A 14,571-nucleotide genomic window follows, 5' to 3' on the forward strand; every position below is an offset into this window, starting at 1 on the left:
GACGACCGCCGCGAACGAAACAACAACAGACGTAGCCAGCACGGCCCTGTCTCCGGGGGCGACATCATCTCGGAACAAAGGGGCGCAATCATCTCGGAAACGAGGGGCGGCTTCATCGGAATCGGCATGTAGAGAAATTCGGAGCGTCATCGATGAACCGGGTGATCAGCCAGCCCCGGCCGCCGCCCTTCTCTGCAGTACCGACCCGGGAGGTCGCGCCATGACCCGGCATGGCGGCAACAATGCTCGTTGGTACCATGCCCCGGGTCAGAGGCGCCCTTGTGCCGCTTCCCAATCCCGTGCTCTTGTCGACGCTATTCGCAGGGGGCTCTCACCGAAACAAGTATCGAAGCCGGCAGCAATATTGCTCGTCTGCATTGGATGTCGCCGGCTTCATAACCGACCAATGGCTCCCCAGGGCCGGGCGAAAAGCGAAATCCTCATAGGCCTTCGCCAAGCCCTTGCGGGTCGTCCATGTCAGGCTTTCGTACGCCTGGCGGCGCCCGAAACCCATCACCTATGCAGACTGACCGGTTCCAGATTGTAAATTGATGTAAGCGGACATTCTTCACTGCAAACATTAGCGTCCTTGATCGAGTGCAGAGATGCGAAGTCGGCCGTGTTCGGTTTCGCGACGACCGAAGTCAGCAGGTTAGTTATGCAGCCAATCTTTGCCCAAACCTGCTGAGCGTTGCTCGTCGCGATGGAATGCCATCAATATCCCTAGAAGGAGCAGGACGGTTAACATTGCCGAACCGCCGTAGGACATGAGCGGAAGCGGAATCCCGACCACAGGTGCGAGCCCCATTACCATGGAAAGATTAATTCCCACATATAGGAAAAGGGTGAAAGACAGTCCCAACGCGGTCAATTGCGTGAAACGAAATCGGCTGTTGTTGCCAAGCCGAGAGCCCCACCGGATAAGATAGCCATAGGTGAGGGCGATGAAGATTCCTCCGATCATGCCCCACTCTTCCATCATGGTAGCGAATATGAAGTCGGTGTGCGTTTCCGGGAGGTATTCCAGGTGGCTTTGGGTGCCGCTCAAGAAGCCCTTCCCCCAAAAGCCACCTGATCCAATAGCAATTTTTGACTGGCTGATGTGGTATCCCGTTCCCAACGGATCGCTGTCCGGGTCGAGAAAAATGAGAATGCGGTTCTTTTGATAGTCATGCAACATGGCCCAACCCACAGGCGCCATGACGAGTACCGCCGCGCCCCCGCCAATAAAATAGCGCCATGCCGTTCCCGCGAGGAACATAAGGCACACACCGGCAAAGGTTATCATCATGGCAGTGCCCAGGTCGGGTTGCAACATGACCAAGCCTGCCGGGACGCCCACAATCGCTGCCCCTGCTAATACAATGGCAGGACTGCTTGTGAACATTGGAGGTGTCCGATGGTAAAAACGTGCCAATGTCAGGACTACGGCGATCTTCATGAATTCCGATGGCTGTAGCCTTATGATGCCGAGATCAATCCATCTCTGCGCGCCCATGCCGATCTTGCCGAACAACTCCACGACAAGCAGCAGGCCCAGTGTAATGGCATAGAAGGGATATGCGATTTTCATCCACGTTGATACGGGAACCAGTGAAACAACGCACATCAAGCCGAATATGGCGATGAAGCGTATGCCCTGATTCAGCGCCCATGGTGAGACATCGGCTCCTGCAGCCGAATAAAGGGTGGCCAGGCCAAAAGCTGTGATTGCGAACAGGACAATCAGCATGTCCCATGGAAGGCGACGAAGGCTGTCGGGAATTAGACTCATTTGTTCATCTGGATCATTTTTGGTCCGGATTCTTGAATAACCGGAGGAGCAGGGGCTTCAAACGGTATGGGTGTGGCGGCGCTCAACTCAATGTGCGTTGGTAAGCCGTACTATGGCGATCCGAACAAGTCCGCCGATTGTCATGCGTTCACGGGATGCATCAAGACTTGATCCAGATACTCATTTTCCGGAAAACGCGTTCGCGCAATCAAGATGGCCTCTTGCACGAGCGCGGCATAAAGCTGGCGCCGCGTTTCAACGCTCGCTGTCTGGCAATCCAGTTCCCCGAATCCCGCGGAAAGTTCTTGGACGAGCTTGGGGCGGATTGACGTTATGGTCGGCGATTCCATCCAGTTATGCATCAAACCATCTCTCCATCATCGCTTTCTCTCATCCCGGTCGGGCGAGCTAGAGCTGATGTGCCGTTCACCGCGAGATGTTTTCCGAATGTGCAATCCAACAAATGGGCCACGGCGGCGGCGCTATGGGCTTGAATAGAAAACCTCCGCCGTGGTTGCGTCACTGATGCCTCTCCAAGGGAATGAGAGGCATAGCACTTGCGTTCTAGAGTTGGACTGGCAGTCGGTCCATATATATAAATCCTATATAGTGAAGCCGTGCGAGAAGATGCCGGTCAGACTTATCGGTTTTGCACAGTGACGGTCACCGCCCGACGGTTCTGCGCCCATGCGTTCTCATCCGATCCCAGCGCCGCTGGCTTTTCCTTGCCATAGCTGATGGTCGAGATTCGCGAGGAGTCCACCCCGATCGAGGCGAGATAATTTTTCGCCGCATTTGCCCGACGGTCACCCAAGGCGATGTTATATTCCCGCGTTCCCCGTTCATCACAATGTCGATCGATGGCATCCACTTTCGTTTGCTGGTCGGCGGCGATCCCCGCTTCCAGTCGACCAAGATCCAGAAGATTGGCGGTGTATCGATCGAGACGTTGGCATTGCTCCTCGATGGTGCGGAGCAATTGCCGATGTGTCTGCCGATCAAGCTCGTCGGAAAACGACGCCAGACTGGAAGCCGAAGCGGCAATCGCCGCCAGCGGCGTGCGCATGTCGTGCGACAGGGAGGAAAGCACAGCCGTCTTGAACACTTCCGACCGTCGGACCGCCTCGATACGCGCCTGCTGCTGAAGAAGCAGGCAGCATTCGGCTGCCAGGCTCATCAGATTGACCAGTGCTTCGATGTCGACCGGCGCTTTACGGACAGCCTGCGGCTCATTGTCGAACACGATGACTCCTCCGGGTCCGATCGCGGTCAAAAGCAAATAGGCGACATGCCCATCCCGTTCATATCGAGGCATGCCGCTCTGCAATGTCTCTCGAGCGATTTGGCCGAAGCGGGCAGGAAGGTGTTCGGTGCCGATGGGGTTCCCGTCCCGATCGAAGAACTCGCTTTCGTCCAGCCAAGCCGTCCCGATATCGCGAAGCGCGTCTGCAACTTCTTCGAGCTGCAAGGCATTTTGAAGCCTGTTGCTCACAGTCAGCATCAGATGAATGCGTGTCTGGGCTTCTTCCGCCGCTGCTGCGCGATCTTTCAGGCGGCCGGCAAGGACGCCGGACAATATGGCTGTGGCGTTGAAGGCGATCAGAGGCGTCAATTCGTCAAATGATGTCGCGCCAAATTGCAGGACCGGCTCACTCAGAAAGAAATTATATATGGCGGAAGCGGCGATGGCGGCGGCAAGGCCGCTCCGCAGGCCCGCGAATGAACCGATAAAGGTCACGCCGACGACATAGATCAGCGCGGCGCTGACGCGCTTCCCAGCTCCCTGGGCGATATAGACACCGGCCGTGCTGGCCATAAACAGGCCGAGGCTGAAAATTCTGGGCTTGATGCCATCCATCCAGTGCGGGGAAGGGTGCCAATGCGCGTATAAATTTCCGGACCCAGACCGTGGCATGGCCGCACGATAGCCGCTCTGGGCTAAATCCGCACATACGGATTTTATACGCGCTGATGCAAAGGCTCCGGAACCATAGAAAAGCTATAGTAACCTCCTATGCCGATCCTGTGTAACATGAGTGAAATGCAATCTGCTGCGCTGCAATTCCTGCGCTTTTGAATGTCGTTGATGGTGCCTGCAACAATGATCCCTATTCTGCTCATGATGGTCGCGGCCAGCGCGCAGAGCGAAGCGTCGGTTCCCACTCCCGCTGCAACCTATCCTCCAGGCGCTGTGGTACAGCCGGTTCCGCACTCGACCGAGCCGAGCCCATGGCGGCAGGCACAAAGCCGAATCGGTGTGGCGAGCGATTCCAGCATCTCCGGCACGATCAGCCAGTGGCGCGCCCTGCAACAGAGCGATGCGCTCGGCCCGTCCACCTATATGAGCTTCATCATGGCCAACCCCGGCTGGCCCGGCGAGGACCGGATGCGGCGGCTGGCGGAAACGGGGATCAACCCCAACAGCTATGATCCGGGGCAAGTCATCGCCTTCTTCACCCGCTTCCCGCCGCGGACCGCAACCGGCAACGCGCGCTATGCGCTGGCATTGATGCAGCAGAACCGCATGGGCGAGGCGCGGGTCGCCGCGCGCAACGCCTGGATCGGCGGCATACTCACGTCCGACGATGAAGCGCGGCTGTTCTCGCTCTTCGGCTCGGGCTGGACCTTGGTCGAACATGATCTGCGCGCCGACATGCTGCTGTGGAAGGGCGACACGGTGGGGGCGCAGCGGATGCTTAGCTTTGTCTCGCCACCCCGCCGCCCCATCTATGAAGCGCGCATCGCCTTCCGCCAGAAGGCGCCCGACGCTGCGATGAAGATGCAACTGGCCGAAGCGGTCGGCGCCAGCGACGCGGGCTTTGTCGCGGACAAGGCAAGCTGGCTGCTCAATACCGGCAACTGGATAGCGGGGCGCCAATATCTCGCCAACCGCCCGGCACTGACCTTCCGGCCTGGCGACGCGGAAAAATGGTATGAGACGCTGCTGACCCAGGCCCGCGCCGCCGCGAACGACAGCCAGTGGAGCTTCGCCTACAGCATCGCCAGCAAGCTGGACGATGCGTATCCGGCGGGAACCGACGTGAGAATAAGGCCGATCGGAGAGCGCGACGATTATACCAGCCTCGCCTGGCTGGCAGGATCGACGGCCTTCTACAATCTGAACAAGCCGCTCGACGCGATGGAAATGTTCCGTCGTTATGCGGAAGCCGCGAAATCTCCGCAGACCCAGTCGAAAGGCTTTTACTGGGCAGGTCGCGCTGCGCTTGCAGCAGGGGACGCCGCCAGCGCGAACAGCTATTTTGCCCGTGCCGCCGTCTTCCCAGACCAATATTATGGCCAGCTTGCGCTCGAACGGCTGGGCCGCCCGATCCCTGCTCCCGCAGTGGTGGAGCGCCCGGTGGAAATCTCCGCGGCTGAGCGGACCGCCTTCGCCAACCGCTCGGTCGTCCGAGCCGTGAAAGCGCTGGGCGAAATGGGCTATTGGGAGGATCAGAGCAAATTCGCCCGCGCCATCGCCAATAATGCCGACAGCGACGCCGACCATTATCTCGCCGTCGAACTGGCGCAGAGCATCGGCCGCCCCGACATGGGCGTGATGGTCGGGCGGCGCGCTGTCTCCAGCGGCCTGACCGGCTATGGGACCAGCGCCTTCCCCCGCGTGCCCGTCCCGTCCGAAGCGCAAGCTAACTGGACCATGGTCCACGCCATCGCCCGGCAGGAAAGCCAGTTCGACCGGCAGATCGTCAGCCATGCGGGCGCGCGCGGCCTGATGCAGCTGATGCCCGGCACGGCGCGCGAACAGGCCGGAAAGATGGGGATGAGCTATGACCCCAGTGCTCTCAACGATCCCAATTACAACATCATGCTGGGCTCGTCCTACTTCCAACGGATGCTCAACTATTATGGCGGCAGCTACCCGCTGGCGGTGGCGGCCTATAATGCCGGGCCGGGCAATGTTAACCGCTGGATCAAGGCCAATGGGGACCCCCGTATGCCGGGCGCCGACATGCTGCGCTGGATCGAGCAGATCCCGATCTACGAGACGAAAAATTATGTCCAGCGCGTGCTGGAAAATGCGGTGGTCTATGAAGCGATGAACCCGGAACGCGCCCGCTTCCGGGGGACGACGACGCCGCTGTCCAAATATCTCGGCAAACAGACACCGGGCTGAGGCTGCCGGCCATCATCGATGGATTATTGGGTCCATATCAGGTTGCAAAAGGGCTTCGGCCTGCACATTGAGCGACGAAGTGAATTAAATTTGCGATGAAACGAATTTCGGTTCTGTGCGTTCTTATCATGTGCAATTGCGTTACGGCGGGTGCGGTTTCCGGTTTGTTGTCGATGGCAGAGATGTGAAGCTGCGGCGTCGCCTTGAGGTGAGGAGGGCGATGACGGCATTTCCAGGAACCGAGAAGATCAAGGCTGGCGTGGCGCGGCGGACAACCGACCTGGGCGCGTTCATGGGTCGTCGATGGTGGAACCGTCGTTGGCTGAAAGTCGCGTTTATAGGAGCGGTAGCTTTCTTGCTGCTCGCCGTTCTGGAGATGCGAACCTCCTATATCCAGTCTCAGCTTTTTTCCCACTTGGCCGGGCGGATGCATTTCAGTCTGGGCGATGGCGCGAACGACAACATCGTCTTTCCTGGTCACGGCCCCTTCGACCGGCGACTGGGCTATGCGCGATTGCCGGATTATATAGAAAGCCTGACGCGCAAAGGATATGCGATCGAAAAGCAGGCGCGGACGTCACCCACGCTGCGAGCATTCCAAAATCTCGGCGGATTTCCACCCTATCGTGAGAAGGCTTCTGCGGGCCTGACGCTGGTCGGCGACAAAGGTCGGCCCATCTTTTCCTATCGCGATCCAACTCATGTCTATGCGTCCTATGCGGAGGTGCCCGACCTTGCCGTGCGTAGCCTCCTTTTCGTTGAAAATCGCGAACTGCTGAATCTGCGTCATCCTCGCCGCAATCCGGCCGTCGAATGGGACCGGCTGGGTCTCGCGCTGGTAAGTTTTGGCGCTCGCGCCGATGGCGAGCGCAGCCCAGGCGGCAGCACGATTGCCACGCAGATGGAAAAGCTGCGTCACTCGCCCGAGGGACGGACGACCGGTGCTATAGAAAAGCTGCGTCAGATGACGTCTGCTTCCCTGCGCGCCTATAATTCAGGTCTCAATACGATCGCGTTCCGCAAGCAGACGGTGGTCGACGCGCTTAATCTGATTCCGCTGGCCGGCTTTCCGGGACATGGTGAGGTCACCGGCCTCGGCGATGGGCTTCAACTCTGGTATGGAGCCGATTTCGCCAGCGTAAACAGGGAGCTTCGCACGCCAGTCCGGTCGATGTCCGACTGGGGTCGGAAGGGACTTGCTCTCAAGCAGGTGTTGAGCCTTGTGATCGCCCAGCGCCGCCCCGCTTATTATCTGGGGAAGGGGCGGGCCGAACTGGAGGCGCTCACGGAGAGCTATCTGCGCCTGATGGCTTCTGAAGGCGTGATCCAGCCCGAACTTGGCGATGCTGCGGTTGCTGCGCGGCTTCGGTTCAATAAGTCGCCCCCCGCTCCGGCGCCTCTGCCTGACTCCATCGCCAAGGCAGCAAATGCATTGAGAGTGGATCTTGGGAAGCTGATCGAAACGCCAAGCTTCTATGATCTCCACCGCCTGGATCTCACTGTCGACACAGCAATCGACAAAAAGGCCCAGGGAGAGGCGACGGCGCTACTACGAAGCCTGAAGCAGCCCGGGCGGCTGTCGGAACTGGGTCTGATCGGTCCGCGCATGCTAGGAGGAGATGCGCCCGCCCAGGTCAATTACAGCTTCACTCTTTATGAGCGCGGTCCTGACGCCACCCACGTCCGCATCCGCACGGACAGCCTTGACGGTCCGCTGGACGTAAATGCCGGAACGAAGCTGGAATTGGGTTCCACTGCGAAGGTTCGCACCCTCATCACCTATCTCGACATCATCGCCGATCTGCATGGCAAGCTGAGAGGACAGTCGACCGAACAACTGACCCGCCTGACCGAAAGGGGAGATGCATTGACTGCCTGGGTAGCCGGGGAGCTTCTCGAAAAGGGTGATATTCTCAAAAGGGGAGGCGGGGGGCTTGCGGCCATCATAGACGCGGCGATGGAGAAGGAATATTCCGCGGGGACCGGCGAGCGCTTCTTTACGGCGGGAGGGATGCACCGCTTCGCCAATTTCAGTCGGCGTGATGGGGGCATGATGACCGTGTCCCATGCGCTCCAGCAGAGCGTCAATCTCGTCTTCATCCGCATGATGCGCGATATCGTGGACTATCATATCGCCCGCATCCCCGGCACGGAGGGGATACTCGAAAACCCCGATCATCCCGCCCGGCGCGAATATCTGCGCCGTTTCATCGACATGGAGGGCCGCCAATATCTCGCCCGCTTCCTTCCCGCCTATCGCGATCTGAACCAGGCGGCGATCCTCGACCATGTGGCGGAGGGTGCCAAATTCCTTCGGCCACGGCTGGCTGCGGCTTTCCGCACGGTGCTACCCCAAGGGGATATCGATCAATTTTCCGCCTTCATTCATCGGTGGGCGACACATCCCCCGATGAATGATGATGGGATGCGCGATCTGTATGAGACCTATGCGCCCGACCGTCTCGATCTCGCCGACCGATCCTATATCGCCGATATTCATCCGCTCGAACTCTGGCTGGCCGGTTACCTCTATTCGCACCCCGGCGCTTCCTGGCGGGATATAGTCGCTGCGGGCGCTGACGTGCGACAGGAGTCCTACCGCTGGCTGCTCAAGCCCAACCGTTTCGCCGCCCAGAACCGCCGGATCAGAACCATGCTCGAGCAGCAGGCCTTCATCCCGATCCATAAAGACTGGCAGCGGGTCGGTTATCCTTTCGAGGCCCTCATTCCCTCCTATGCGACCGCGATCGGCACGTCGGGAGATCGTCCCGACGCGCTGGCCGAACTGATGGGCATCATTGCCAGTGGTGGCTATCGGCTGGCGCCCAGACTGATCGAAAGGCTGCATTTCGCGGAAGGCACGCCCTATGAAACGATCGTGACGGCAAAACCCGAAAAAGGCGAACGGGTGCTTCGCCCGGAGATTGCCGCAGCAGTCCGTCGCGGCCTCATAGATGTGGTGGAAAATGGCACGGCGAGGCGCGCCTATGAAGCTGTCGTCGGGCCGGATGGCAAACCGATCACGATCGGCGGCAAGACAGGGACGGGCGACAATCGCGAGCAAAGATATGGGCCGGGACACCGGCTCGTCGGGTCGGAGGCGCGGTCGCGCACAGCCACTTTCGCCTTCTTCATCGGCGATCGCTATTTCGGTACTGTGACCGCGTTCGTGGAGGGTAGCGCTGCTTCCCATTACCGGTTCACCAGCGCCTTACCGGCGCAATTGTTCAAACTTCTGGCGCCCGTGACAGAGCAGGTGATCCGACCATCTGCGAACAGCGTCCGGGCAGAGACGGAAAAGACCGCCGATTTCGACTGGTCGGCTGCACTTGCCCGGCCCCATCTGCCTGATACCGCGCTACCGGGCTTTTTCCGGTCTCCATCCTTGCTGATGACCTTCGATTGACCCTTGGCCACCTCTCTTGCCCTTGTCCGGTCCGCCCATCGACAGGCCGCAGAGCAGGGGTGGAACCACATGACTGGAGACATTGTGATGGACTGGCATGAATGGAGCCAACGCCTGGGGCCGGGCGCAGTTCAGACGCCCGACCTTGCATCGCTGATCGTCGCCGTGGGGCTGATTTCCGGGGCTTGGGCGATCGGCTGGGCAGCGGGACGAATGGCCGGGCCGCCCCTCGCCGCGCGTCTGGCACAGATTGAGGGCCGATTTGCTTCGAAATATGCCGAAGCCATGTCGGTGGTCGTCCGTAACGCTGCCGTTATCCTGTTGCTGCTCCTGTCCTTCAAGCTCGTAGCACTGAGTCCGCTGGGCGACCTGCTGGCGGCGCTGGGCATCGGCCTGGCGGCGGCGCTGCTGGCATTTCGCCTTGCGCGCGCCGGCGGTCTGCGCTGGCTCGCGGCGATGGCTCTGGGAACATTCGCCCTATTGGTGGCGACCATCGGCACACTGGGCGGTCTGGCGCCTCTCCTACAGGGAATGAGCGATGTGGGATTTTCCGTGGGCAAGCACCGTTTCTCGCTCCTGACCGCCATCAATTCCCTTATCATCGTGGCAATCCTCTATGCAGCGGCTCGCCTGGCCAATCAGGTTTTGCATCATCTGATCGGCCGGGCCAGCGGGCTGGACGCGGCGCAGCAACTCCTCGTCCAGAAGTTGGCCGGCATCGGCGTCATCGTGGTCGCGGTGCTGCTTGGAATTGACTTGCTGGGCCTCGACCTGACGGCACTGACCGTCTTTTCCGGGGCGGTCGGTCTGGCTGTAGGCTTCGGCCTGCAAAAGACCTTCGGCAACCTGATTGCGGGCCTGATCCTGCTTATGGATCGGTCCGTCAAGCCGGGCGACGTCATCGTCGTGGGCGATACATTCGGCGCCGTCGGCAAAATCGGGGTGCGTGCCGTCTCGGTGGTGACGCGCGACGGCAAGGAGCATCTCATCCCCAATGAGCAACTGATGACCGAAGCGGTCGAGAACTGGTCCTATTCGGATCGCAATGTCCGTATTCACATACCCGTGGGCGTCGGCTATGGCAGCGACCTTGCATTGGCCCAGAAGCTGATGATCGAAGCGGCATCTGAGGCGACGCGCGTACTGGACGATCCCAAGCCCTCGGTTTGGCTGAAGGGCTTTGGCGATAGTTCAGTGGATCATGAGATTCTGGCTTGGATCGGCGACCCCGAACTGGGGGTCGGCAATGTGCGGTCCGACATTTTGAACCGCGTCTGGCGGCTATTTTCCGAAAAGGGCATTGAAATCCCGTTTCCCCAGCGCGACGTCCATATTCGATCGATGGCGTCGGCAGAAATGGCGAAGTGAGGAGATTGGAAATGCGTTTCTTCATCCTGCTCGGCCTGGCCGCGCTTTCAGCATGTGATTCTGTCGAACGAAAGGATGATCTGGCATCGCTTCCGGCTGACAATTCGAGCGACGATATGATGGCATTGCCAACGGAGCCAGATACGAATGTCGCAAATGAAACGCCGGTGCCGAGCGAAGTCAGCATGCCCGCATTTGCTCCCCAATATCCCGGCTCGACGATCAAGGTCGCCATCAACGCAAATGCGGGTAGCGACGTGACGCATGAAGTGCGGCTGGCCACAAAGGATGACGCGGCAGCGATCTTCGAATTCTACCGGGGACACTTCACGGCGGCAGGGCTACGCAAGACGTCTGAATTTCAGTCTGGCGGGACCGGGATGATGTCCGCTATCGGAAAGGGCCGGAAAGCGTCGATCGCCATCGCCAGGGAAGGGGATCACAATATCATCATCGTTACATTCTCGGGCGACTGAGGACGGTTTCACATGCCCGTAGCGGTCAAGAGGGGGAGAGGTAGCGTTACTCGCGCGACATGCCATGTTCCAAGTCCTTGCAATGCGGCAGGCACTTTGGCTACCAGCGGCCCATTCGTAAGGACCCGGTGAAATTCCGGGTGGCTATTCCGGCCGCCGATCCGCCGGACAACATCACACATGAATAGACGGGAAGCGTCCTGGTGGCGCCATGTGCCTTGTTGTGGATTTTGAGATGATTGACAGATTTGCCTCTTACCGGCGCCAATGGTTCGCGGACGCAAACACCGCGCGCGCCGACGTCCTTGCCGGGATTGTGGTCGCGCTCGCGCTGATACCGGAAGCCATCGGCTTTTCCATCATCGCCGGAGTTGATCCCCGCGTCGGCCTGTACGCGTCGGTCGTTATCGCCATGGTCATTGCCCTGATCGGCGGACGGCCCGGTATGATCTCCGCCGCGACGGCGGCCGTCGCCGTGCTGGTCGGGCCGCTGGTGAAAGACCATGGGCTCCCCTATCTGTTCGCCGCGACCATATTGATGGGCGTGATCCAGGCGATGGCCGGACTGCTGCGGCTGGACCTGTTGATGCAATTTGTGTCCCGGTCGGTCATCACGGGGTTCGTCAATGCGCTGGCGATCCTCATCTTCATGGCCCAGTTGCCACAAATCACCCATGTCGGCTGGCAGACCTATGCGATGGTCGCTGCCGGGCTTGCGATCATCTATCTTTTTCCGCGTCTGACGAAGACCATACCATCCCCCCTGGTCGCCATATTGGCTCTGACGGCGATCAGCATAGGCTTCGGTATCGACGTTCACACCGTAAGCGACATGGGCAGGCTGCCGCAGGGATTGCCGAGCTTTGCGCTCCCGCAGGTTCCATTCAGCCTGGAAACGCTGCGTATCATCCTGCCCTACTCCGTCACCATGGCGGCGGTCGGCCTGCTGGAATCGCTGCTGACCGCGCAGATCGTGGACGACATGACGCATACGGACAGCGACAAGAAGCACGAATGCATCGGTCAGGGTGGCGCGAACATCGCCGCTGCCCTGTTCGGCGGCATGGGTGGCTGCGCCATGATCGGCCAGTCGGTCATCAACGTGGCGTCCGGGGGCCGGGGCAGGCTGTCGACATTTGTGGCGGGCGCGGTCCTGCTCATTCTGCTCGCCCTGCTGGGACCATGGGTCGGCCGCGTGCCGATGCCCGCCCTGGCCGCCGTCATGATCATGGTGTCGATCGGCACCTTCAGCTGGAATTCGATTCCGAACTTGCTGCGGCATCCGCCGACCTCTTCCGTGGTCATGCTGGTGACAGTGGTGGTCGTGGTCGCGACGCGCGATCTGTCCCTGGGCGTCGTGAGCGGCGTGTTGCTGTCGGGCATCTTTTTCGTGGGCAAGGTCCAACGGATGTTCGCCGTTGGGCGCAGCCTGTCAGACGATGGTCATCAAGCCGTTTACAGGGTCACTGGACAAATCTTCTTTGCCTCCGTCGACCGCTTTTCGCGGGCCTTCCAACCCGAAGGGTCGGCTCGCCATGTGACCATCGACGTATCCGCCGCGCATTTCTGGGACATTTCTGCCGTAGCGGCACTCGACAAGATCGTTCTGCGGCTGCGTCGGGAGGGTAAAGAGGTCGATATTATCGGCTATAACCGGGCCAGTGCGGACATCATCGACCGCTTTGCCCTCCACGACAAGACGGGCGTGGAAATGGGAGCGGCGCCACATTGAATGTCGTGCCGGTGTCCTGCTTGCAGCGGCATCGCAAGAGTCCGCATGGACGTTAAGGAAGGCTTTCTGTGCGGGATGGGAACAGACGAAATGCCTGTCCGGCAGGAGCGCGGGATACGGCCTTGACGCCATTTACCCGCAACAGCTCCGCAATCGCCAATGCCCGCCGTTGCGCAAGATTAGGGCTTTCTGAAGCCGCTTCGGGCAGAGCGGGAACAGCGAGCGCCTGAATGTTCCACCGCCGCGCCGCCCAGGCCGAGGTCAGCACCGCTTGCCGGGCGATGCTGTCGAGCGTGTCGCTGTTGTCCGCAAAGGATATTATCGGCAAGTCGGCCTGCGGCGGGATGATCGCCAACTGCCAACCTTCGACCTGCCCCGACGCGCGCGCCTCAAGCGCTCGATAGGTCGCAAGCGTCGCGCCGGGCAGCGGTGCTGCGGCTACGCTGGCCCGATGGTGATCGCGGTCTACGGTTACCTGATCGGTCGAGACCCCCGCCGACAGGGCCAGCGACTGGACGACCATGTTGACGCGGTTGGATTCCAGCGCCGCTGCTTCGCTGGCCTGGCGCATTTCTTCGCGCTGGGCGTCGATGGCCCCCGCGCCCGGTTCCAGCAGAACCCGATCCAGGCGAAGCCGGATCGGTCGCCCAAGACGCTGCTCCAGCTCGGCCTGTAGAGCATCGTTGTTCCTCGCCTGATTGCGTGGGCTAATCACCACGGCCCGCACCAGAAGCGGATGGGCGTCAAAGTCCAGGTCAAGCTGTGTGATGCGGGAGTTCGAACCGAAGCGATCCGAAAGATAGGAGCGGGCCTGATTGGTCGTTACCGCTTCGGTTGCTATGCGCTTGAGCGAAATGCCGAGCGGGACAGCCATGGCTGCAAAGACGAACAGCAGGATGAAGGTCTGCGTCCAGCTCTGTTGGCTGGAGAGATGGTGGCCGAAACCATAATAGCGCGCCATCACATTGGCAGACAGGGCAATTGTCACGAAGTTGGTCACGAACAGCGCGAAGGCGCCCCCCAGGACCGGCATGTTCCAGGTGGCAAGGCCGTATCCGACCACCGCCAATGGCGGCATCAGGGCGGTTGCAATAGCAACGCCGACGATGGTGTCGCCACGGCCGCGGATGATCGCGAAGGTTCCCGCCAGGGCCGCGAACAGGGCGACGGCCAGATCGAAAAGGTTGGGCCGGGTGCGCGCGATGATTTCGGCGGTCGGGGCCTGAAGCGGAGAAAGCGCGACGATCAGCGCCGTGAACAGCACCGCCGCGACGCTGCCGATGGCGAGCGCGACCAGCGCCCGGCGCATCTCCCCAAAGTCGAACAGCGCCAGGCTGAAGCCCAACCCCAATATGGGGCTCATCAAAGGCGAGATCAGCATCGCCCCGATCACTACTGCCGGGGACGAGAGGAGCAGGCCGAGAACCGCGATCCCGGCCGACATCATCGTCATGAAGGCATAGCGCGGGGACCAGCCGCTATCGCCGAAAATCCGTTCCAGCACATGTTCATGGTCGACCCGTCCGACGACGGCACTGCGCCACCAGCGATAGAGGGCCACTCTTTCCAGCCGCTCATCGGCAAATTGTGCGAAACCTTGCAATTGCGCTGTCATATATTCCCCTTGCGCACCGTTTCCCGCACCCGATCGCTATACCATCCCTTGAGCCCAAAACCAGCTTC

At 60.3% G+C, this 14,571-nt stretch carries 9 protein-coding genes, 1 pseudogene and 1 other annotated feature; of the genes and pseudogenes, 5 read left to right on the forward strand and 5 right to left on the reverse strand.

What is annotated here, in order from left to right:
• Nucleotides 1–652: 652 nt before the first annotated feature.
• The 4 genes and pseudogenes from rodA to HHL26_RS24535 form a co-directional block, all read right to left on the reverse strand.
• The gene (gene rodA, locus HHL26_RS19060; protein WP_169576418.1) at nt 653–1,774 is read right to left on the reverse strand and encodes a rod shape-determining protein RodA; all 1,122 of its coding nucleotides are present in this window, start codon (nt 1,772–1,774) and stop codon (nt 653–655) included.
• 140 nt (nt 1,775–1,914) lie between these two features.
• Complete coding sequence (locus HHL26_RS19065) at nt 1,915–2,136, reverse strand: hypothetical protein (protein ID WP_169576420.1); 222 nt, start codon at nt 2,134–2,136, stop codon at nt 1,915–1,917.
• Between the two features lie 278 nt (nt 2,137–2,414).
• Nucleotides 2,415–3,275: a histidine kinase dimerization/phospho-acceptor domain-containing protein gene (locus HHL26_RS24625; RefSeq protein ID WP_337960594.1), complete on the reverse strand. Its 861-nt coding sequence runs from the start codon at nt 3,273–3,275 to the stop codon at nt 2,415–2,417.
• A 33-nt stretch (nt 3,276–3,308) separates the two neighbouring features.
• A pseudogene (locus tag HHL26_RS24535) lies at nt 3,309–3,689 on the reverse strand (DUF4118 domain-containing protein); the annotation flags it as partial.
• A 186-nt stretch (nt 3,690–3,875) separates the two neighbouring features.
• Here HHL26_RS24535 and HHL26_RS19075 point away from each other — a divergent pair.
• The 5 genes from HHL26_RS19075 to HHL26_RS19095 all read left to right on the forward strand — a co-directional run bounded on the left by HHL26_RS19075 (nt 3,876) and on the right by HHL26_RS19095 (nt 12,888).
• Nucleotides 3,876–5,906, forward strand: coding sequence for a lytic transglycosylase domain-containing protein (locus tag HHL26_RS19075; RefSeq protein ID WP_169576423.1), 2,031 nt, complete (start codon nt 3,876–3,878; stop codon nt 5,904–5,906).
• A gap of 220 nt (nt 5,907–6,126) precedes the next feature.
• A complete protein-coding gene (locus HHL26_RS19080; RefSeq protein WP_169576426.1) occupies nt 6,127–9,312 on the forward strand; it encodes a transglycosylase domain-containing protein in 3,186 nt (1,061 codons plus the stop codon).
• Nucleotides 9,313–9,381: 69 nt separating this feature from the next.
• The gene (locus tag HHL26_RS19085) at nt 9,382–10,680 is read left to right on the forward strand and encodes a mechanosensitive ion channel domain-containing protein (protein WP_240962503.1); all 1,299 of its coding nucleotides are present in this window, start codon (nt 9,382–9,384) and stop codon (nt 10,678–10,680) included.
• Between the two features lie 11 nt (nt 10,681–10,691).
• On the forward strand, nt 10,692–11,156 hold the full coding sequence (locus HHL26_RS19090) for a hypothetical protein (protein ID WP_169576428.1): 465 nt from the start codon (nt 10,692–10,694) through the stop codon (nt 11,154–11,156).
• 118 nt (nt 11,157–11,274) lie between these two features.
• Nucleotides 11,275–11,330 (forward strand) — a sequence feature (sul1 is cis-regulatory element that is thought to sense ions involved in sulfur or methionine metabolism; They are found in Alphaproteobacteria).
• Between the two features lie 61 nt (nt 11,331–11,391).
• Nucleotides 11,392–12,888 carry a SulP family inorganic anion transporter gene (locus HHL26_RS19095; protein WP_169576430.1) on the forward strand — a complete coding sequence of 499 codons (1,497 nt, stop codon included), beginning with the start codon at nt 11,392–11,394 and terminating at the stop codon, nt 12,886–12,888.
• A gap of 52 nt (nt 12,889–12,940) precedes the next feature.
• On the opposite strand, the gene HHL26_RS19100 is transcribed toward HHL26_RS19095, so the two are convergent.
• The gene (locus tag HHL26_RS19100; protein ID WP_169576432.1) at nt 12,941–14,503 is read right to left on the reverse strand and encodes a DUF389 domain-containing protein; all 1,563 of its coding nucleotides are present in this window, start codon (nt 14,501–14,503) and stop codon (nt 12,941–12,943) included.
• Between the last annotated feature and the right edge of the window lie 68 nt (nt 14,504–14,571).

Source organism: Sphingobium sp. TB-6 (assembly GCF_012927365.1).
GTDB lineage: Bacteria > Pseudomonadota > Alphaproteobacteria > Sphingomonadales > Sphingomonadaceae > Sphingobium.